Genomic DNA, 19207 nt, shown 5'->3' on the forward strand with positions numbered 1-19207 from the left:
CGGCCAATGAGCAAGGAAAACCACTTCTCATTCACCCATATTACTCAAAGCAGTGTGCTATTTCAATAGTTCTTTGTTGTTCTTGTAGGAATCCGGACAGTGGATTTTATAGAAAGTATAGGATAGGCTCAACCCATTGTAGTAGTACCAATCTTGGTCGTGCGGATTCACCAAAAATGCCGATTGGTCACCGAGTTGGTCCAGTTGGTCGGTAAGCGCCTTGCGCGCTCCTACCTCCAATCCAAGGTTCCAGTGGGTCGAAAGGGCCAGTTTGGCTCCTACCCCTACCGGAATGGCAAAACCAACCATAGCGCCCTTGCGACTCAGAGTTCCTAATCCAGCATCGCTCACCGTGGTGGTGTTAGCATAGAAGATGGCCACTCCCCCAAAAAGATACGGCGTAAAATGCACCTTATCCGTGCGCCGATGGAAATCCAGGAAATTATATTCCACTACTGCAGAGGCTTCGACCAGCCCGCCCTTGGTATTTGCCTGGCGATAGGCCTGCAAAGGCGGCACAGCGCCATTGACGCCGCTTACATTGCCATCAGCGGCCCGAAGCAGACCAGCTGTGAGCCCACCGCGTAGCGTAATGGGCACTGAAACATCTTTGCGGTAAAATGCAGTCAGTGCGGGGCGGTTGTTCTGGAACTGATAGCGAGGTGATATTTCACCCCGATAGTTAGTGGCTCCTAAGCCCACCCCAATTTCGCTGGTATTCTGGGCCTGCGCGGGGGCTATAAAAAACATACTCCCCGCCTGCACGAAGCAAGCGAGGAGCGTTTTGCAAAAAGTCGAATTCGTCATTTAAGCTAGTTGCTGACTGAAGAAGTGAACTGCACTAGCCAGATTCCGCAGCTTAGCGGAATTTGGGGTTCTTGATGCGGGGAGTCAAAATGTAGTTCAGGGTTACACCGGTAACGATGTACCAGTCTGTCCTATTGCCCGAGTCACCACGTTGGCTGGTGGGGTCTGTGAAATGCGCAAACTCACCGGTTTGGCTTTTGGTAATGCCATTGCCGAAATACAACTGCTGCGGCGATGAACTAATGCTAGCTACCGGAGCATATTTGCCACCTACATCATCAATGTAGTCAGTAAAGGTTTTGCGGAATCCAACTTCCAAGCTGGCATCGAAGTTTCTGTTGATACGGTACCGGATACCGCCACCGAAAGGAATTGAAATTTGATATTTGCTATACGCTGTCGCCTGACCTTCCGTTTTCAGCGACTGCAGGTCAACGTAAGTACCATCCGAGTAGAGGCCTTGTGGGTTGTTGTAGAAACCCGCAATGCCACCGAACACATAAGGCACGAAGTCAGGACGCTTCAGATAGTTGTTCCGGTTTTCAATCAGGTCGATAACAGCTACGGCTGAAGCCTCGATGATATCGTTGCGGAACGTAAAATTGCGATTACGACGGAAACGTGCGTTTGGGTCGCTCACACCGTTGGTAGCAAGTTCGTCGCTGCCGGTAATACGGCCGTAGGTGAGGCCAAAACGACCCGACAGGCGAGGATAAAATCGACGGGTGATGGAGACACCGGCACCTAAGCGGGTAGCACCGGGCCGGAGGCTGGTGAAATTGGTAACAGGCGTAACATCACCAAAATAGTTTACAGCGTTTAAGCTAAAGCCAACCGAGTTGTACTGCTTCCGCTTGCTAAATTGTTGCGCATCTGCCTCAGGTGTGACTACTAAAGCCAAACCGAGCACGAATGCGGTTGAATAGGTGAAAATATTTTTCATAAGGCAACGAAAGTGATGATGCTAGGTAGGAGTTTGAGGCTTGGGCAGTGAATGCGCAGTTTCAGACAGTCACAAAAGTAGGCTATGGCAGGAACTAAAAAAACTTTCCACGATTTTTTCAAGAAAAAACTTCGCGCACTACACCTGAATGCCAGCCGGATTGCGCCGGTCGAGGCCCCAATTGAGTTTGCTGCGCAAGGTGCTCAAAAAGTTAACATGATTCAGTTTTACTAGACGGGCATTAAAATTTTCACGACGAACAGCAATCTGAACGGAAGCTTCGACGGGTAGGGAGCGAGAGTCAAGCGCCAGCATGTAGCTAGTACTACGGCCTTCAATTTCGAAGGATATCACGCTCTGGTCAGACACGACAAGGGGCCGCACGTTCAGATTGTGGGGGCATACGGGAGCGATGATAAAATTGTTTGTCTGCGGGAGCATAACAGGGCCGCCGCAGCTAAGCGAATAGCCGGTGGAGCCGGTGGGCGTAGCCACGATAAGGCCATCGGCCCAGTAGGAATTCAGGTATTCGCCGTCGATATAAGTATGAACGACAATCATGGATGAAGTGTCGCGCTTGAGGACACTGAATTCATTGAGGCCGAAGTTGAGACTACCGAAGACGTCGGGGTCGGTGTCGACGCGGATGAGGCTGCGTTCTTCAATGTTGAAGTGGCCTTTATAGAGCGCATCGATGGCTTGGGCAATGCGGTCGGGAGTGATGGTGGCCAGGAAACCGAGCCGGCCGGTATGGATGCCGAGAATGGGGATTTGCAGGCTGCCGACGTAGGTAACTGTATCGAGCAGAGTGCCGTCGCCGCCGATGCTGAGTACGTACTGCACGCCGCGCAGCGAATCGCCGCGGCGGAAGCTGGTAGTCCCTTCGGGCAGACGCAAACGGTTGTCGAGGAAGGTGCGGAACGATTCACCGATGAGCACTTCGGCGCGCCGGGCAGTGAGGTCGTCGAGTAGTGCCTGAATGGCCGGGGCGGCTTCGTCGTCGAATGGCTTGCCGAGGATGGCGATTTTCATGCAGAAAGTGAGAAGGGGGTAATAGCAGCCGCAGGAAAATTCGATAACAAAATCATAACTGGCTTTACGAACCGAACAAGCCTAAATCGGAAACTCGGCCCGGAAAAAGTAGCCGGTTTGCCCTAAACCATTGAGGGTGTATTCGGCGGTGAACACGCGGTCGTAGTACGTGACGAGGTGCAGGCCGAGGCCTAATGCCCGCAGGAAATGATTGGGAAGGCGATTTTGAGGAATAGTATTAGGAGCTACGACGTAGCCGGCATCAGCAAAGATATTACCGTAGAGGGCGAGCGGGATGGTGTTGACCTTCGGATTGTCAATAGAGCCCAAGCGAATTGTTTTGGGTTCGAAGAGGCGATACGACAGTCCCTGCTGCACCAAGCCGTAGTGACGACCGTCGATAACGTACTCATCGTAGCCGCGCACGAGGTCGTCGTAGCCCAGCGCCCGGGCATCGGGGTAGCCAAAGGCGCGAGCCAGCCGGGCCTGGGCACTCACACCGAGGCTGTAGTAGAACTGGTGGCCCAAGGAAAGGTATCGGGAATAAGTGGCGCGCAGCGTGGTGAGTGAGGGAGTGGTGTTATCAAAGAAAACGCGGTGCGTGAGACTAACCTGGGCATACTGGCCGGTGAGCGGATAAGCGAAGGTGTTGCGTTGGTTGCGGGTGCTGCTGAGTGTGAAATCGAGAAATTCACGCTGGGTGCGGCCCAGGAAGTACTTGGGATTGTAATAGTTGGCCGAGTCGCTGATTTGCTCGCGGTGGTAAGAAACGTCGAAGGCGGTGCGGAACTGTACGGTGTGCCGGAAACGCAGCCCGGCCGTGGCATAGAAGCGCTGGATGGGGAAATTATCGTCGGCCCGCAGGGGGGTGAGGCGGTCATCGAGCGTACGGTAATCGAGGGTGTGGCTTTGGAAATAAGATGCGCCAACGCCGAAACCTAGCCGACGGTAGCGGCCCAGGCCGGGCACTTCGTAAAACAGCTCATACTTGCGGTTGAAACCCAGCTGGAGGTTGGCGATGAGCTGCTCGTTGCGGCCCCGGAAGTTGACGCGGGTGAGGTGTAGGCCGTAATCGACACGCCGCCAGCGGTCGGGGCGGTTGAGCCAGGAGCGCAGGTTGCGGTCGGCCAGCGAGAGAATGGGCACCGGGAAAGTGTACCACCGCTCCTGCACGCCGAACACGACGAGCCACTGGCCGCCCGCGCAACTGGCCTGCACCACCACGGCGTGGAATAGCTGAAGGTTGAAGAGCCGTCGGCGATTGGCTTCGAGGCGGGCGGGCAGGTCGGCCAGGGACAGGGTGTCGCCCTCCTTAAAATCAAGCTCCGCCCGCAGGATGCGCTCCTTGGTAATGGCATTGCCGGCGAACAGTATGCGGCCCACGGCAGCGCGGGTGGCACCAGAACAGGGCAGTACGCGCACCAGCGTATCGGTGGGGGCTACTACCGGGCGCAGGGGGCGCGGCAATGTATCGGCCGGGGCCGGGGTAGGCACCAGCACTTGCAACAATAGTAACAGGAAGCCTAACACCCGATTATCAGACGTTCAGGTAGCGCAACAGGGAGTCGAACCGGTCCTGCTCGTCTTCGTTGGCGACGACGGTACCGCTGAACTGGGCCGTAACAACGTAGCCAAATCGCTCCAGCGTGGCCGTGATGCGCGCCAGGTTATCGGTATTGAGCTTGAGCGTGAGCCGAATACGGTAGGGGTCAACTTCATCCTGCGCGACAATAGCACTGATGATTTTGGCGTTGTTCTCCTCAACGTAACGGCTGATTTGGGTGAGCGAATAGTCCCGCTCCTCCATGCTGAGCACGATGATGCCGCCCTGGCCACCGGCCGGCTGCTGGCCGAAGGCAGCCAAGGCATCGGCAATGGTGACGACGCCGGCATACTCATGGCGCTCATCGACCACAGGCACCAGCTGAATCTTGTTCTGGATGGCCAACTCCATTACGCGGTAGAAGTGCTGGTCGGGGCGCACGAAGGCATCGGCGAAGCCTAGGGCCAACTCCGAGAGTGGCGTTTCGGGGTCGTCGAAATCGGCCAGGTCGGCTTCCGTTACGAGGCCACGGTAGCGGCGCTGGTCGAGCACGGGCAGCTGGGCTACGTGAAACTCATCGAGCCAGCGAGCTGCTTTGCCCGCCGAATCGGTGCCCTTCAGGGGCGGAATCATTTCGTTGAGTAAGTCTTCGGCGAGCAGGGCGGGCATATTCTCCGGGAAATAAAGGTTCTTAAATTATAAATGATGAATTAGCCAAAGCATCATAGCATGAAAACGGAATAACGTTAAAGCGAACGCGGGTTTAGATGACAAGGTACAAGGTAAGGGAGCTGGTGATTTGGGCGAACAACAATCGGGCCGCCAAAAGGATAACCGCCGTTTAGGCAGTTGCAGCCGGCTGGACTTCAACACTACGCAAAAACCCGCGCAGGTAGGCATTGAAGGCCGCGGGGTGCTCCATCATGGGGGCGTGGCCGCAGTGGTCGACGAAGCGCAACTCGGCGTGGGGCAGCAGGCGGGCGAACTCGTGAGCCACCGGCGGCGGGGTGATAGTGTCGTTCAGGCCCCAGACCAATAGCACCGGCACCGTGATTTTCGCCAGCTCCTTGCTCAGGTTGTGGCGCTGGGCCGAGCGGGCAATGGCAATGATGCGCAGGCATTTGGCATTGGAGTTGGTCACGGTGAAGACTTCATCAATCAGCTCTTTGGTGGCCACGGTGGGGTCGTAGAAGGTGTAGCCAACCCGCTCTTCAACATAGGCGTAGTTGCCGCGCTTGGGAAATGAGCCCCCCATGCTGTCTTCGAAGAGCCCGCTACTACCGGTAAGCACCAGGCTATCGACGCGGGCCGGGTTCTTGAGCGTGTAAACCAGCGCAATGTGGCCGCCAAGCGAGTTACCCAGCACCCTGAACGCGCCCGGCAAGGCCAGCGCCTCCACAAAACCTTCGACGTAGGCCACGAGCCCGGGTACGCCGGCCTGGCTGAGGGGCATGTCGTAGATGGGCAGCAGCGGGATGATGACGCGGTGGCTGGAGGAAAACTCACGCACCACTTCCTGCCAGTTGCTCAGGGCTCCAAACAGACCGTGCAGCAGCAGCAGTATTGGTCCCTGGCCCTCGTCCACGTATTCGTACCCGTGCTGGTGCTGGCGGCGCAATTCCATCGTAACGAAATGATTAGTAATTGATGGTCAGAAGGTAATGGTGCGCGGTTAGGTAGGTCCTGCGAATAACCGTTCATCAACCGTTCAACACCAACCGCTGACCACTAAATAGTGGTTTAGGCAATGATACAACAACGCAGCCAATTGCCCAACATGCCCAGTCCGTGCGGCGTGAGCAGGGCTTCGGGGTGGAACTGCACCCCGTATAGCGGCAACGTGCGGTGGCGCAGGGCCATAAGCTCGGGCTGCGGGCCGGTGGTGTGCGCCAGGGCCAGCAGCGCGCCCGGCAGCGGCTCGCTGACAATGAGCGAGTGATAGCGCGTGACGTCCTGCTCGGCGGGCAGGCCGGCGAAGAGCGGGTCGGCTGGGTTGCAGCGCATGCGCGTGACTTTGCCGTGCATGGGCCGGGCGGCCCGCACCACGGCCGACCCAAAAAATTCGCCCAGTGCCTGGTGGCCCAGGCACACGCCCAGCATCGGCACGGTTTGATGGTAGGCGCGGATGAGGGCCGGCATAACGCCGGCAGCGGCGGGCGTGCCCGGGCCAGGCGAGAGGACTACCGCATCGAATCCGGGCACATTGAGGTCATCCAGGGATACGTCGTTGCGGCGCACGACAACTTCAGCCCCCAGCTGGCATAGGTAGTCAGCCAGCGTGAAGGTGAAGGAATCGAAATTGTCGAGCAGCAGCAGGCGCATGAGTTTGGTTAAATGTTAAGCGTGAGGAGTTAAGAAACACGGGTGATGGACTTTACGGCTCACAACGCTTAACTCGTTACGCTTGACTTTTAACTTTTTACAAAGGCCGTTTTTATCCGCCCCAGCAGGTTGTGGGCAAAGGGCAGCACATAGCCAGTAATTTGCAGGGCCAGTGGGGTGGCCTGCTGCACGATAGGCAGCACCTGCGAGCCCGCCACCAGCCCGGGCGATAGCAGATGCAGGCCCGCCAGCCGGGTGCCGTGTAGCAGCAGGCTCAAGCCGAGTATCCATTTGATAACGCCGGCCGTGCCGCCCAACAGATTATCGAGCACCCCCAGCGGGGTGAGGTGCACGGCGGTTTTCAGCAGCCCGCCCAGCAGGTGCACACCCCACATAATAGCCACGAAAACCAGGGCGAATGACAGCAGCGGCAGCAGTCCGAACGCGTCGCCCACGTACTGCCGCACCAGCGGCACGGCCGCCGAGAGCAGACTGAGCCCGCCCACCACGGCCAGCACAAAGGCCAGCAGGGATACCACTTCCAGCACCAGCCCGCGCCGGTAGCCCTTCACGGCCCCAATGCCCAGCGGCAAGAGCAGCAGAATGTCGAGGGCCGTCATCTTTTCAATGGGCAATTAACAAGGAGCAATTAACAATTTTAGCGAGCAGCTTACTCAGGATTGTTTGTTATCAATTGCTCATTGCTCATTGATTTACAGGTTGGTGTTGTTCAGCAAATGGCCCAACACGTCGGAAATACGTTTGCCATCGGCCTGGCCGGAAAGCTCACGGGCGGCCACGCCCATTACTTTGCCCAGGTCGGAAGGGCCGGTGGCACCCACGCGCTGAATGATGTGGACCAGCTTCTCGACCAAATCGGCTTCGGTGAGCTGGGCGGGCAGGAACTCTTCGATAATGGCCAATTCGGCGAGTTCGGTTTCTTCGAGGTCGGAGCGGAACTGCTCTTTGTAGATGGCGGCGGCATCGCGGCGCTGCTTGGCGGCTTTGTTGAGCAGCTTGAGCTCGGCTTCGGGCGTGAGGCCGTCGGCGCTGGCTCCGTCGGCGGTTTCGGCCAGCATGATTTGCGATTTGATGCTACGCAAGGCGGTTAGGCGCACTTTGTCTTTGGCGAGCATGGCCTGCTTAATGGAAGCGTCGATGGTGGTTTTGAGCATGGGGAAGAGAATTGGCGCGTTGGCGCGGGTAAAAAATTCAGGATTGAGGGGCCGCTAGGGCATCCAGTAATGCGGCTGGCTGGTCGAGGTACAGCGCCAGGCGGCGAGCGGTGCGGCGGATACCATACGGCCCGGTTACGAGTACCGGGGCCGCAAAGGTCAGCATTACGTTGGGAGCCGTGAGCAGGGGGCGCGCCAGGTTCAACGTTTCTGCATCAGCGGCGAAGTCGCCGCGCAGCTGCTCGGCGGAGGGCCAGTTGCTACGCGGCACCACGACTTGCCAGACAAAGCCGACCCGCACCAGTAACACATCGGCCGTGAGCACAGTGGGTTGCAACCGGACGGCGTGGCCGTGCGCAATGAACAGCAGCAAAGCATACGCATCGGCCACGAGCAGCCAGCCGGCAGCCACCGGGCTCCAGAGGCGTACCAGTAAGTCCAGGGCCGCACTTTCGATAACCAGTCCGAAACAGGCAACGACCAGCAACGCTCCAAAGCCCGACTCGCGGTGGCTGGCGAGGGCAACTGTGCCCGGCGGCACCGTGGGCGTGGCTTCCCACCAGCCGAGCACGGCAAAGCGCAGCATGTCGAGCTCGGCTACCAGCAGCACGCCGACTTCGCCCAATACCTGCCCGGCGGCCAGCCGTAGGCGAAGCAGGGGCCGGGTTTCGTGGGCCCCGGCGGCCTGGTAGGCCCGCAGCAGCGCCCGGCTCCGAATGGCCAGCGCCAGCAGCGTACCGCCTTCGAGCACGGCGGGCAGCAGCCGCAGTAGCCGCCGCGAGGGCCATTGCGGCGCGGGCAGCAACCAACAGGCCAGCGCCAGGCAGGCCCCGATTACCGTAATCAACACCAGGGGCGACAGCCGGTAGCGGCGCAGCAGCAGCACGTAGAACAGCAGTGGCAGCCCCACCAGCACGTCGAATAGCACGGCCCACGACAGGGCCGGGTGCTGCGGAAATGCAGGCAGCCGCACAATGACGTGTTCGGTACCCACCACCAGCAAAGCCAGCGCGGCAAATAGCAGCACGGGCCGTAGCCGAATAGGCAGGGAAGAAGTATTCGTCATAAGAAGGCCCCGGCCCCGGACGGGCGGCGGCAGCGGGCGTATTTTCGCCCCGAAGCTACGGCAACCGGCCGATGTTACCGGTTAGCGGTTGTGCTTCTTTCATCTTACAAGCTCTCCCCTCTCGTGACCAAGCTCAGCGTCAATATCAACAAACTGGCTACCCTACGCAATGCCCGGGGCCACAACCGCCCCGACATTCTGCAGGCCGCGCGCGACATTGAGCGCTTCGGGGGCGAGGGCATTACGGTGCACCCGCGCCCCGATGAGCGCCACATTCGCTACCAGGACGTGCGCGACCTCAAGCACGTTGTGACCACCGAGCTGAACGTGGAGGGCAACCCCACCCCCGACTTTGTGGCCCTGTGCCGCGAAGTGCGGCCCGAGCAGGTGACGCTGGTACCCGACGCGCCCGACGCCATTACCTCGAACGCAGGCTGGGACGTGGTGACGCACCAGCAATTCCTGCGCGACGTGGTGGCCGAGCTGAAATCGTTCGGGGCCCGCGTCAGCATCTTCCTCGACCCCGACGTGCGCCTGGTAGAAGCCGCCGCGAGCACCGGCACCGACCGCATCGAGCTCTACACCGAAGCCTACGCCGTGCACTACCTCGCTGACCGCGAAGCCGCTGTGGCTCCCTACCGCGCCACGGCCGCCCGCGCCGGCCAGCTGGGCCTGGGCGTGAACGCCGGCCACGACCTCGACCTCGGCAACCTGGCCTGGCTGCACCAGCAGCTGCCCGAACTGGCCGAGGTCAGCATTGGCCACGCCCTGGTATGCGACGCCCTCTACCTGGGCCTGGAGAATACGGTGCAGCTATACCGGCGGCAGCTTAAATCAGTTAACAATTAACAGTGAGCAGTTATCAGTTTCGTTCTGCATTGTTCACTGCTAATTATTAATTGTTAACTGAATTATATATGCCCCGCCATTCCCTAGCCGAGTTCGACGCCCTCCCCTACCCCGTGCTCGATGTGCGAGCCCCCATCGAGTTTGCGCAGGGCCACGTGCCGGGCGCGCTCAACCTGCCCTTGTTCACCGACGAGGAGCGGGCGAGTATCGGCACCACTTATAAGCAGCTGAGCCAGGAGCGGGCGGTGCACCTGGGCCTGGAGTTTTTTGGGCCGAAGATGTCGGTGCTGATAAAACAGGCGAAAAAGCTGGTGCCAAGCAAAGAAGTACGCCTGCACTGCTGGCGCGGCGGCATGCGCAGCGGCGCGGTGCTTTGGCTACTGGAGCTGGCCGGCTTCAAAGTGCATCTGCTCGACCACGGCTATAAGGACTACCGCCGGGCAGTGCTGGCCTCGTTTGCCCAGCCCCGGCAATGGCGGGTGCTGGGTGGCCTCACGGGCAGCGGCAAAACCGATGTGCTGCACCAGCTGGCGGCCATCCCCGGCCAGTTGGTGCTCGACCTCGAAGGCTTAGCTAATCACAAGGGCTCCGCTTTCGGGGCCATCGGGCAGCCGGCACAGCCCACGCAGGAGCAGTTCGAGAACAACCTGGCGGCGGCATTGGTAGCCCTGCCCACCCATGCCCCCATTTGGGTGGAAGATGAGAGCCGACAGATTGGCCGGCTCACCATTCCGCCCGGGCTGTTTGCCCAGCTCCAAGCGGCCCCGCGCTTCGTGCTGGAAGTGCCCCGCGCCGCCCGCGTAGCCAAGCTGGCGGCCGAGTATGGGGCTGAAGACCCTGCGCTACTGGCGGCAGCCATCGAGCGCCTGCAAAAGCGCCTTGGCGGCCTGGCCACCCAGCAGGCGCTGGCCGCCGTCGAGGCCGGCGACTTCTCGCTGATGGTAGAGCGGGTGCTCGACTACTACGACAAGACCTACACGCACGGCCTAACCCCGCGCCCCGACGAGCCGCCGCGCACTTTTGTGCCCGTACCGGGCTGCGACGCAGCGGCCAATGCCGCCGCGCTACTGGCTACTTCTTCGGCCGGGTAGCAAATGGTTTTCGGGAGTTATCTATCCAGTGGGCGCGGCTAAATAACCGCGCCCGTTGTACTTTGGCTTCCCCGTCAGTTACCGAGCTATTTAATGTTTTTAGCTACGGATTACTTATCGCGCTTTCTCCACCCCCTTTTCCTATTTTTATTTCTCCACTTTTCCCCACTTTTCTCATGTTTGCATCCCTACAAACCCGACTCAAACGAGCTAGCCGGTGTCTGCCAATAGCTTTGCTGCCATTTGCGGCACACGCCCAGTTCAACTATGCCCTTAGTAATGCTGCGAACGTAGCTGGCACTTACACCGACTTAGGTACTACGGGTGCGGCCATAGCTACGGCCAACACCGACGATGCTAACTCGGCAGCGCAACCTATCGGTTTTACGTTCAATTACAGCGGCACAGCCTTTACGCAATTTGTACTGAACACGAACGGCTTTATCAAGTTGGGAGCTACGGCCCCATCGGCAACGGATTTGTTTCTGCCTGAATCGCAAACGGCTACGCAGATTGACCCTTTTGAGAGCACTAACCCAGCCGATATCAACATACTGGCCCCCTTCAACTTCGACCTAACCGCTGGCTCGGCAATGGGCGGCACCGAGTATCGCCTCACCACTTCCGGCACGGCTCCTGACCGGGTGTGCACCATCCAGTGGAAGAACGTAGCCGACAAAACCATGAGTAAGGACCAGCAATATGGTTCCATGAACTTTCAGGTGAAGCTGTACGAAACGAGCAATACTATCGAATTTGTATATGGCACGGCTGTACAAGGCACTTTGCCTGATGTCTTCCGCCTTGCAGTAGTGGGCATCAAGGGTACAGGCATCAACAGTGGCCAATCGCTGGTGGTTACCAAAGCTAGTAGCGAAGCCTGGGGGGCAGCAACTTTTCTCGATGGCTTTTACACTGCTAATGGCCATAATTTTCGAGGAACTATTCGCCCCGATGCCGGCCGCACTTATCGCTTCGGTGCTACGGTGGTGTCTGCCAACGACGCTGCAGTAAAGGCCGTTTACACGTTGGGCACAGTTTCGAGCATATATAGCTCCCCAGTAGTTGTGCAAGCCCTCATCAGCAACCCCGGCACTAATACCCAAACCAACCTGCCCGTGACGCTAACAGTGAGCGGTGCCACCACCTACACCAACACGCAAACCATTGCGACGCTGGCCCCGGGTGCTTCGACAACCCTCACCTACTCCGTTCCCATAGCCGCCACCACCGGTACCAACACCGTGTTGGTAACCGTACCTGCAGATGATGCTAATTCCAATAACACGAAAACCGCCACTCAAACCGTCACTTCATCTGCCTTGAGCCATTTTCCGGCCGGCACAACCGCGTATACTAGTGGCATTGGGTCGAATAATACAGCCAACGTACTGCTGTTTGTACGCTATCGGGCTAACGCGGGTAGTGCCATCCAGACAATAAAGCCCACGTTTTTAAACGTTAGCGGCTCGACTTACCAGGTTCTTATTTACGGTGCCAACGCGACGACCAGCCAACCAGGCACACTGCTCTACACATCTCCCACGCTCACTCAGCCCAAGAATGATGGAGCGGTTTCGGTGGCAGTTCCTAACGTACCCGTCAATGGGGACTTTTTTGTTGCTGTAAAACAACTGGGCACAACGAATATTGGCTTAGCTTTCTTAACTGATAATCCACTCCGTCCTGCCACTTTTTACTTTTCGTCAGATGGGGTTGCATTTACTGACTTGGCCACAGCTTCTTTCGCTCCCAAGCTAGCCATTGATGTTACTTTAGCCACCGCCACCGCTACCCGCAACGAAGCCCTCGCCGCCGCCGTGTCGGTAGCGCCCAACCCTGCCCACCAGCGCTTCACGCTGAGCGTGCCCGCCGGCGGCCTGCGCGCGGCCACGGCCACGCTGGCCAACACCCTGGGCCAAACCGTGCAGACGCGCCAACTGAGCCTGCCCGCCGCGGGCGGCACTGCCGATTTCGACGTGAGCCGCCTCGCGGCTGGCATCTACACCCTCACCCTGCAAGCGGGCAACGACTTGGTCGTGAAACGCGTGGTGGTGGAATAGTAGCTTACATCTTCGCATAGAAAATGGCTGCTCCGGTATCGGGGCAGCCATTTTTGCTTTTGGAATTCGGGCGCTGATTTCAGCTAATCGGGACTTTGCGCAAAATCGCCTCAATCAAATCCTGGGTGCGGATGCCGTCGGCCTCGGCCTCGTAGGTGAGCAGGATGCGGTGGTTGAGTACATCGGCAGCTACGTCCTTCACGTCTTCGGGCAGCACGTAATCGCGGCCGTCGAGGTAGGCCACGGCCTTGGCACCGCGGTGCAAGGCAATGCTGGCCCGGGGGCTGGCCCCAAACTGCACGGCGTGGGCAAATTCGGGCAGGTCGTAGTCGGCCGGGCGGCGGGTGGCAAACACCAGCTCGATGAGGTATTTTTCCAACGTCTCGGAAATCTGCACCTGATTGATTTGCTGACGAATACCGAAAATATCGTCTTTGGTCAGGATGGGCTGCACGTCCTCCACGAAGCTGAGATTGGCCATCCGGCGCATCACCTCCAGCTCGTCGGTCTTCTTGAGATAGTCGACGTGCACTTTCAGCATGAAGCGGTCGACCTGCGCTTCGGGCAGCGGGTAGGTGCCTTCCTGCTCCACAGGGTTCTGGGTCGCCAGCACCAGAAAGGGCAAATCGAGCGGATACGTAGTTTCGCCAATGGTGACCTGCTTCTCCTGCATGGCTTCGAGCAGGGCGCTCTGCACCTTGGCCGGCGAGCGGTTGATTTCGTCGGCCAGCACCAGATTGGCGAAAATCGGTCCCTTCTTCACTTCGAAGACGGACTGGTTCTGGTTATAAATCATGGTCCCCACCAAATCGGAGGGCAGCAAGTCGGGCGTAAACTGCACCCGCTGAAAGTGCAGATGCAATACCTTGGCCAACGTCGAAATCGTGAGGGTTTTGGCCAGGCCGGGCACTCCTTCAAGCAAAATATGCCCCCCCGTGAACAAGCCAATGAGCAACCGGCCGAGCAGCTGCTGCTGGCCCACCACCACCTTGCCCATCTCGGCAAATACCTGGCGGATGATGGGATGGTAGTCGACGGGAGCGGCCGGCGAAGCGGAAGCGTCGGAAGCAGGAAGCATAAGGCAGAGCGAAAGCGGGCGAAACAGCCGCCGCAAGGTAGCTACCAGCCCGCTAGTGTCGCTTTGGCCTCGGCAGCACCACTTGCAAGCAGCCCACGGCAGCAGCGCCCAATACCCGCCACATTACCTTTAAGTTGATTTCCACGGCGCAAACCAGTTACGGGGCGTTGTTCCCTGTTTCTTTGTGCCTAAGCCCCCCAGCCAGCAAAACCATGCAGCCGACGCTGCCGTAATTACTATCTGAGCCTACTGCTTTTTTGAATATATAGTTTTTATAATAAACAAACGAAACAGGTGCCATCCAGCCTACGTTGTTTATCCCAGAAATTATTTACATTTAGCAACTGTAACGCCTGGTTCCGCGGCCCAGCCATCACCTTAATTTTAGCATCCCTGCATGAAATCATTTTTCCTCACCCGCTTGGTTCCGGCATTCGTTATGTTAATAGCCGTCGGCGGAACTGTTCTGGCTCAAGCCCCTGCTGACGGTGGCCCCTCTCCTACTGGCCCCACGGCAATCCCGCTTGATGGGGGCGTTTCGCTATTGCTCGCCGGTGGCCTCGCCTATGGCCTCAAGCACCTGCGTAACCGCCGCAAGCGCACCAAGTAAGCCATCCCCTTTTTGGGCTATAATGCCCTAATCTGCGGCGCGCTCCCCTATGGGAAAGGGCCGCCAAATACTGTTTCTTCGTCTCCTCGCCTCCCAATACGCATGCAGACCTCCCTGCCCCGCCCTGTCGGCAACCAGCTACTTTTCCGGTTTTTGCTGGTAGCGACCGCGATGTATCTGGTCTGGTTTTTTGGCTACGTGCAGTGGTTAGCTCACGATGGCTGGCTCGACACTGCTTTGTGCAATAACATTGCGAGCAGCGGGGTGGCCTTGCTGCAAATCCTGCATTTTTCGGCTACGCTCGACACCCACATCCCGGCGCTGGTGCTAATGGCCGGCGAGCAATCGGTGATAGTGGGGCCGCCCTGCAACGGACTGGTGCTCTATGCCCTGTTTGCGGGGTTTGTACTGGCCTTTCCGGGACCCTGGAGGCGCAAGGCATGGTTTATTCCATTGGGCATTGCCCTTATCTGGCTACTAAACGTGGTGCGGGTGGCGGCGCTCGCCATCAACCACCACTATTCACACCAAACGGTTGACTTCAACCACCACTATACGTACACGTTTGTGGTATATAGCTGCATTTTCGGCCTCTGGATGCTTTGGGCACGACGATTAGCCACGCCATCCCAAATGGCCTAACGACTTTGGGGCTCTCTTCTTCTCCGCCTTCACTTGATGCCGTACCGGCAACGCGCCAGTATTCGGGTCCGGGCCGCTGGCTACTGGTAGGCGGTTTGATGCTGGCGCTACTGTTGCTAGGGCTCTACAACGAACAGGTCCTGGCAGCCCTGACGACCGGGTGGCAGCACGCGCTGGCAACCCTGGGCCTAGCTAATACCGTCAGCGCCATGCAGAACGGTATCGATGCGGGCATTACCCGGCGCTTGCTGCCAGTCGTGGCTACTTACGCAGCCCTGTACTTGGGAACCTGCTTGTTGATACTGTACCTGGTACTCAGGCCCGCGCAATGGCAACTAGCGTGGCGCCTGTACGCGGGAGCTTTGGCAGCCTACGTCCTTATTGTCGTGTTAGCCAAGCTGGCTGGCAATATCGAGTGGGCGTATCGCCTCAGCCGCCACCTGCTCGATTTTGTGGTGAGCCCGCTGCCTGTGGCGGGGCTGTACGTGCTGTTCCGGGCGGGCTTTGGGCCGGCGGTAGAAGCCGCACCCACACACGCAGCTGCCGGGCCAGATATTACTAACGGACCGGAACCAAGCTGATAGCGCAGCCGCCGCCGGGGGCCAGCGGCACGCGCAGAGTGGTGCCGGCCGTCACGGTCCGGGTGCTGATGCGGTAGGCTTCGGGGTTGGTCTTCCAGTCGGTGCCGGGGGCGTCGGCGTAGAGGGTGGCGGTGTAGCGGCGGCCTTTGGGCAGGAAATTCAGGTTGAGCATGGCGGTGCGGCGGGCGGCATTGGTAATGGCTCCCAGAAACCACCGCTCACCACCCTTCTCCAGCCGGGCGGTGCTAATGTATTCGCCGGGTTCGGCTTCGAGCACGCGGGTATCGTCCCAATCAACGGCCACGTCTTCGATGAAGCGAAAGGCGTCGGTGTGGGCGGCGTAGTTTTCGGGCAGGTCGGCCGCCATTTGCAGGGGCGAGTAGAGCACCACGTACAGGGCCAGCTGCTTGGCCAGGGTGGTGTGCACCTGCCGCTCGGGGTGCTCGGGCTCGTAGTTCCTCAGCTTGAAAATGCCGGGCGTGTAGTCCATCGGGCCGCCCATAAAGCGGGTGAAGGGCAGAATCGTTTCGTGCGCGGGCGGATTGCCTTCGGGCGTAAAAGCGTTGTACTCGTTGCCCCGGCCGGCCTCGCTGGCCAGCCAGTTCGGGTAGGTGCGCGAGAGGCCAGTGGGTCGTACCGATTCGTGCATATCGACCGTAACGTGATGACGGGCAGCCATTGCAGCCACGCGCACGTAGTGGTTACTCATCCACTGGCCATCGTGGTGCTCGCCGCGCGGAATGATGCGGCCCACGTAGCCGGTTTTCACGGCCGGGTAGCCGTAGCGGTTCATAAAGCGGTAGGCGGTGTCGAGGTGCTGCTCGTAGTTGGTGGCCGCGCCCGAGGTTTCGTTGTGCATAATCATGCGCACGCCCTTGCCGGCAGCATACTGCTGAATTTCGGCCACATTGAAATCGGGATAAGGGGTTACGAAGTCGAACACCGGCTCTTTCCAGTTGCCGAACCAGTCTTCCCAGCCCACGTTCCAGCCCTCCACCAGCACGCCGGCGATGTGGTGGGCGGCGGCGAAGTCGATGTAGCGCTTCACATTGGCGGTGGTGGCCCCGTGGTGGCCGTGCGGCAGCAGCTGGCCAGCGGCATTCAGGGTGTCGGCGCTGTTGGCGTAGCTCCACGAGCTTTTGCCGGTTTGCATCTCCCACCACACACCCACAAATTTCATGGGCTTAATCCAACTGGTGTCAGCGATTTTGCTGGGCTCATTCAGGTTCAGAATGAGTTTGCTGGCGAGAATATCGGCCGCTTTATTGCTCACGATGATGGTGCGCCAAGGCGTGTGGCCGGGGGCATGCAGGTAGGCTTTGGTGCCCACGGCGTCGGGCACGAGGCGGGCCGTGAGGCGGCGCGTGGCACGGTCGACATGTAACTGCATGGCCGGGTAGTCGACCTGCGCGGCTTCGTGCAGGTTCATATACAGACCATTTTCGGCTTTCAGCATCAGCGGGGTAGCCACGAGTTGGGCGTCGGGGGCTTCGCGCACGGCAATAGCGGTGGAGGCTTTTACCAGCGCCGTGTTGTCCACTTCGCTCAGCTTCGATACCGTGTAAGGGTACTCGTTGGTGTCGTAGTCGCCCGGAATCCAGAAGGCTTTGGGGTCGCCGGGCAGGGCAAATTCCGTTAGCTCATCGACGACGGTAAAATACTGAAGGCCAGGCTGCTTGGGCAATTCGTAGCGAAAGCCCACGCCGTCGGCAAACACCCGAAACACAAGGTCGAGCCGGCGGCCAGGTGCGGCCGCCTGACGCAGGTGCACCGTGAGCTGCTGGTAGTGGTTGCGAATGGTTTTGACCTCACCCAGCACTGGCTGCCACGTATCGTCCACGGCCTTTGTGTCGCTGCCCGTGAGCACCAGGGGGCCATCAAAGCCCTGGCCATCAGCAAAAGCCAGGCCCAGCCGCGAAGGATTGACAACCGTTTTCGAACCGTAGGCCACGGTGTAGGCTGGCCGGCCATCGGAGGCGAGCGCCACGGTCAGCCGCACGTTGCCCAGTTGGGCGTTGAGCGGCGCGACGGGCTGTGCTACGGCTGTACTCCCCGCCAGCACGGCTACTAAAAACCAGCCGTATTTTATCATAAATCAGAAGATTGATACCGCCCAAACCGGCGTTTATAAAGCAAAGAAAAGCTGGTACGCGCTTCGCAGGGCATTTTATTTCTTCAGTGCCAAGTCGTAGTACCCGCTGGCAACGCTTCGATGGTCGTACGGGGATAGGCACTCCGGTAAGGGCGTTGGGCCGGGTGGCAGTGGGCAGCGGCAGCCCAAAGGCAGGAATCGCCTCTTCTTCTGCTGGCCCACAATGGGGGTCTCGTACTAACTACAGTTTTTGGTGGTGAAAGCAGTACGCTTTCAGGCGGAAGCACCTGCAGCAAACAGCACGGGCAGCAGGTGCTTCACGCATTATAATTAAACTGAGGTTACTTTCTTTGAAAGAACTTGTAAAAACCCCACATTATCAACCAGTTGCAGTAAATTTTGTGCCCATCGAAAGAGCGGTCCATGTCATTAACCCGAAATAGCACAGGCCATTATTTTACCAGCTCGATTTTATCAATGCCACGGTTTAATCCTTGCCAGGTCATTATTCCCAACTGCCCGGGCACTACCTCCAGGGAGAAGTTTTCTCCTACTAATCCCAGGTAGCGCAAGAGTTGCTCCTCGGGTTCGGTCGGGTGCGAACCAACGGGGAAATTATACTCAAACAGAAAAAACGCCTGCGGCCCCTTGTTCTCCACAACGCGCTCGCCGCTGGCACTAAGTTCGAACTGAATCGGGTACGTTTTGGTCCGATAGTGCAGAAAACCGGTGAAATGCGGGTAGCGCGGGTCGCCGGACGCAGAGCGGGACGGCGCGGCTTGAATGGACAATGTGGCGAAATCCTGTAGCACGGTATCCCGCACGATGCCCAGCTCTCGTTGACCGACATTGTGGGTTTGAGCTTTGATATGCACCCGGCGCATCGTCCACTCGCCCACTACGGCCGGAATCAAGGCTTGGACAATTTCGGCGCTTTTCTGGTCGTAATCAACCTTATGTGCCGGCGTTGGCTCCGAAGATTTGGTGCACTGGGAGAACAGCAGGCCACTGGCCAGCAACAATGCGAGGGAGAATATTTTCATACTACTGATGGAAAGGAGTTCGCAATATCGGATAGTATTAGGCCGCGAGCAACTACCTCCACTGTGGTACCACAACGGCCAATGCCACTTATTGCGCGCATGGCTGTGCCAACCGGGTGAATGAAGAACTATTTCCCAGCCCACGCGCCTGGTATCGCCAATCGAGCCGCACCAACGACGCGCAAGGCGAAGCACGTCATACCAAGCCCATCAGCAATTTCCTCACCCCCCCGATTCGGTCGCCCGCCTAAATTCGTTGGACTGCCCTGT

The 19207-nt window shown here is 58.7% G+C and carries 19 protein-coding genes; 6 read left to right on the top strand and 13 right to left on the bottom strand.

Annotated elements, in window-relative coordinates; genetic code table 11:
- Positions 1-57 precede the first annotated feature (57 nt).
- The 10 genes from porG to ABIB44_RS15060 all read right to left on the bottom strand — a co-directional run bounded on the left by porG (position 58) and on the right by ABIB44_RS15060 (position 8888).
- Positions 58-807 (bottom strand): type IX secretion system protein PorG, encoded by a 750-nt coding sequence (gene porG / locus ABIB44_RS15015; protein ID WP_354585467.1) that lies wholly within the window; start codon positions 805-807, stop codon positions 58-60.
- Positions 808-859: 52 nt separating this feature from the next.
- The gene (locus ABIB44_RS15020; RefSeq protein WP_354585468.1) at positions 860-1750 is read right to left on the bottom strand and encodes a DUF6089 family protein; all 891 of its coding nucleotides are present in this window, start codon (positions 1748-1750) and stop codon (positions 860-862) included.
- A gap of 138 nt (positions 1751-1888) precedes the next feature.
- Entirely contained in the window at positions 1889-2782 is an 894-nt protein-coding gene (locus ABIB44_RS15025) for an NAD kinase (protein WP_354585469.1), read from the bottom strand.
- Positions 2783-2863: 81 nt separating this feature from the next.
- Positions 2864-4282, bottom strand: coding sequence for a BamA/TamA family outer membrane protein (locus ABIB44_RS15030; RefSeq protein ID WP_354585470.1), 1419 nt, complete (start codon positions 4280-4282; stop codon positions 2864-2866).
- A gap of 37 nt (positions 4283-4319) precedes the next feature.
- Complete coding sequence (locus tag ABIB44_RS15035; RefSeq protein ID WP_354585471.1) at positions 4320-4994, bottom strand: CBS domain-containing protein; 675 nt, start codon at positions 4992-4994, stop codon at positions 4320-4322.
- Between the two features lie 172 nt (positions 4995-5166).
- Positions 5167-5949, bottom strand: coding sequence for an alpha/beta fold hydrolase (locus ABIB44_RS15040; protein ID WP_354585472.1), 783 nt, complete (start codon positions 5947-5949; stop codon positions 5167-5169).
- Positions 5950-6065: 116 nt separating this feature from the next.
- Positions 6066-6647: an anthranilate synthase component II gene (locus tag ABIB44_RS15045; protein WP_354585473.1), complete on the bottom strand. Its 582-nt coding sequence runs from the start codon at positions 6645-6647 to the stop codon at positions 6066-6068.
- An 89-nt stretch (positions 6648-6736) separates the two neighbouring features.
- Positions 6737-7282, bottom strand: coding sequence for a CvpA family protein (locus ABIB44_RS15050; RefSeq protein WP_354585474.1), 546 nt, complete (start codon positions 7280-7282; stop codon positions 6737-6739).
- A gap of 78 nt (positions 7283-7360) precedes the next feature.
- The gene (locus tag ABIB44_RS15055; RefSeq protein WP_354585475.1) at positions 7361-7822 is read right to left on the bottom strand and encodes a GatB/YqeY domain-containing protein; all 462 of its coding nucleotides are present in this window, start codon (positions 7820-7822) and stop codon (positions 7361-7363) included.
- A 37-nt stretch (positions 7823-7859) separates the two neighbouring features.
- A complete protein-coding gene (locus tag ABIB44_RS15060; protein WP_354585476.1) occupies positions 7860-8888 on the bottom strand; it encodes a hypothetical protein in 1029 nt (342 codons plus the stop codon).
- Between the two features lie 123 nt (positions 8889-9011).
- On the opposite strand from ABIB44_RS15060, the gene ABIB44_RS15065 reads away from it, so the two are divergent.
- The 3 genes from ABIB44_RS15065 to ABIB44_RS15075 all read left to right on the top strand — a co-directional run bounded on the left by ABIB44_RS15065 (position 9012) and on the right by ABIB44_RS15075 (position 12891).
- On the top strand, positions 9012-9737 hold the full coding sequence (locus ABIB44_RS15065; RefSeq protein ID WP_354585581.1) for a pyridoxine 5'-phosphate synthase: 726 nt from the start codon (positions 9012-9014) through the stop codon (positions 9735-9737).
- Positions 9738-9805: 68 nt separating this feature from the next.
- Positions 9806-10828: a tRNA 2-selenouridine(34) synthase MnmH gene (gene mnmH / locus ABIB44_RS15070; RefSeq protein WP_354585477.1), complete on the top strand. Its 1023-nt coding sequence runs from the start codon at positions 9806-9808 to the stop codon at positions 10826-10828.
- 233 nt (positions 10829-11061) lie between these two features.
- Positions 11062-12891: an NIDO-like domain-containing protein gene (locus tag ABIB44_RS15075; protein ID WP_354585478.1), complete on the top strand. Its 1830-nt coding sequence runs from the start codon at positions 11062-11064 to the stop codon at positions 12889-12891.
- 79 nt (positions 12892-12970) lie between these two features.
- Here the strand turns inward: ABIB44_RS15075 and ABIB44_RS15080 are convergent, their stop codons facing one another.
- Positions 12971-13969 (bottom strand): AAA family ATPase, encoded by a 999-nt coding sequence (locus ABIB44_RS15080; RefSeq protein WP_354585479.1) that lies wholly within the window; start codon positions 13967-13969, stop codon positions 12971-12973.
- Positions 13970-14408: 439 nt separating this feature from the next.
- Here ABIB44_RS15080 and ABIB44_RS15085 point away from each other — a divergent pair, with 439 nt between their 5' ends.
- The 3 genes from ABIB44_RS15085 (at position 14409) to ABIB44_RS15095 (ending at position 15802) form a co-directional block, all read left to right on the top strand.
- Positions 14409-14579: a PID-CTERM protein-sorting domain-containing protein gene (locus ABIB44_RS15085; RefSeq protein ID WP_354585582.1), complete on the top strand. Its 171-nt coding sequence runs from the start codon at positions 14409-14411 to the stop codon at positions 14577-14579.
- A gap of 102 nt (positions 14580-14681) precedes the next feature.
- The gene (gene xrtX / locus ABIB44_RS15090) at positions 14682-15221 is read left to right on the top strand and encodes an exosortase X (protein ID WP_354585480.1); all 540 of its coding nucleotides are present in this window, start codon (positions 14682-14684) and stop codon (positions 15219-15221) included.
- Positions 15182-15802: an XrtX-associated membrane protein gene (locus ABIB44_RS15095; protein ID WP_354585481.1), complete on the top strand. Its 621-nt coding sequence runs from the start codon at positions 15182-15184 to the stop codon at positions 15800-15802. Before xrtX ends, ABIB44_RS15095 begins: the two co-directional genes overlap by 40 nt.
- On the opposite strand, the gene ABIB44_RS15100 is transcribed toward ABIB44_RS15095, so the two are convergent.
- On the bottom strand, positions 15780-17894 hold the full coding sequence (locus tag ABIB44_RS15100) for a glycoside hydrolase family 97 protein (RefSeq protein ID WP_354585482.1): 2115 nt from the start codon (positions 17892-17894) through the stop codon (positions 15780-15782). The genes ABIB44_RS15095 and ABIB44_RS15100 overlap by 23 nt on opposite strands.
- A gap of 452 nt (positions 17895-18346) precedes the next feature.
- Positions 18347-18937, bottom strand: coding sequence for a hypothetical protein (locus tag ABIB44_RS15105; RefSeq protein ID WP_354585483.1), 591 nt, complete (start codon positions 18935-18937; stop codon positions 18347-18349).
- Positions 18938-19207: the final 270 nt, after the last annotated feature.

The organism is Hymenobacter sp. UYCo722 (assembly GCF_040547115.1).
In the GTDB taxonomy this organism is placed as follows: domain Bacteria; phylum Bacteroidota; class Bacteroidia; order Cytophagales; family Hymenobacteraceae; genus Hymenobacter.

Bases quoted from the DNA above. Each gene is read 5' to 3' on its own strand.
- porG (WP_354585467.1), bottom strand. From the start codon at position 807: ATGACGAATTCGACTTTTTGCAAAACGCTCCTCGCTTGCTTCGTGCAG.
- ABIB44_RS15020 (WP_354585468.1), bottom strand. From the start codon at position 1,750: ATGAAAAATATTTTCACCTATTCAACCGCATTCGTGCTCGGTTTGGCT.
- ABIB44_RS15025 (WP_354585469.1), bottom strand. From the start codon at position 2,782: ATGAAAATCGCCATCCTCGGCAAGCCATTCGACGACGAAGCCGCCCCG.
- ABIB44_RS15035 (WP_354585471.1), bottom strand. From the start codon at position 4,994: ATGCCCGCCCTGCTCGCCGAAGACTTACTCAACGAAATGATTCCGCCC.
- ABIB44_RS15040 (WP_354585472.1), bottom strand. From the start codon at position 5,949: ATGGAATTGCGCCGCCAGCACCAGCACGGGTACGAATACGTGGACGAG.
- ABIB44_RS15045 (WP_354585473.1), bottom strand. From the start codon at position 6,647: ATGCGCCTGCTGCTGCTCGACAATTTCGATTCCTTCACCTTCACGCTG.
- ABIB44_RS15055 (WP_354585475.1), bottom strand. From the start codon at position 7,822: ATGCTCAAAACCACCATCGACGCTTCCATTAAGCAGGCCATGCTCGCC.
- ABIB44_RS15060 (WP_354585476.1), bottom strand. From the start codon at position 8,888: ATGACGAATACTTCTTCCCTGCCTATTCGGCTACGGCCCGTGCTGCTA.
- mnmH (WP_354585477.1), top strand. From the start codon at position 9,806: ATGCCCCGCCATTCCCTAGCCGAGTTCGACGCCCTCCCCTACCCCGTG.
- ABIB44_RS15080 (WP_354585479.1), bottom strand. From the start codon at position 13,969: ATGCTTCCTGCTTCCGACGCTTCCGCTTCGCCGGCCGCTCCCGTCGAC.
- ABIB44_RS15085 (WP_354585582.1), top strand. From the start codon at position 14,409: ATGTTAATAGCCGTCGGCGGAACTGTTCTGGCTCAAGCCCCTGCTGAC.
- xrtX (WP_354585480.1), top strand. From the start codon at position 14,682: ATGCAGACCTCCCTGCCCCGCCCTGTCGGCAACCAGCTACTTTTCCGG.
- ABIB44_RS15100 (WP_354585482.1), bottom strand. From the start codon at position 17,894: ATGATAAAATACGGCTGGTTTTTAGTAGCCGTGCTGGCGGGGAGTACA.
- ABIB44_RS15105 (WP_354585483.1), bottom strand. From the start codon at position 18,937: ATGAAAATATTCTCCCTCGCATTGTTGCTGGCCAGTGGCCTGCTGTTC.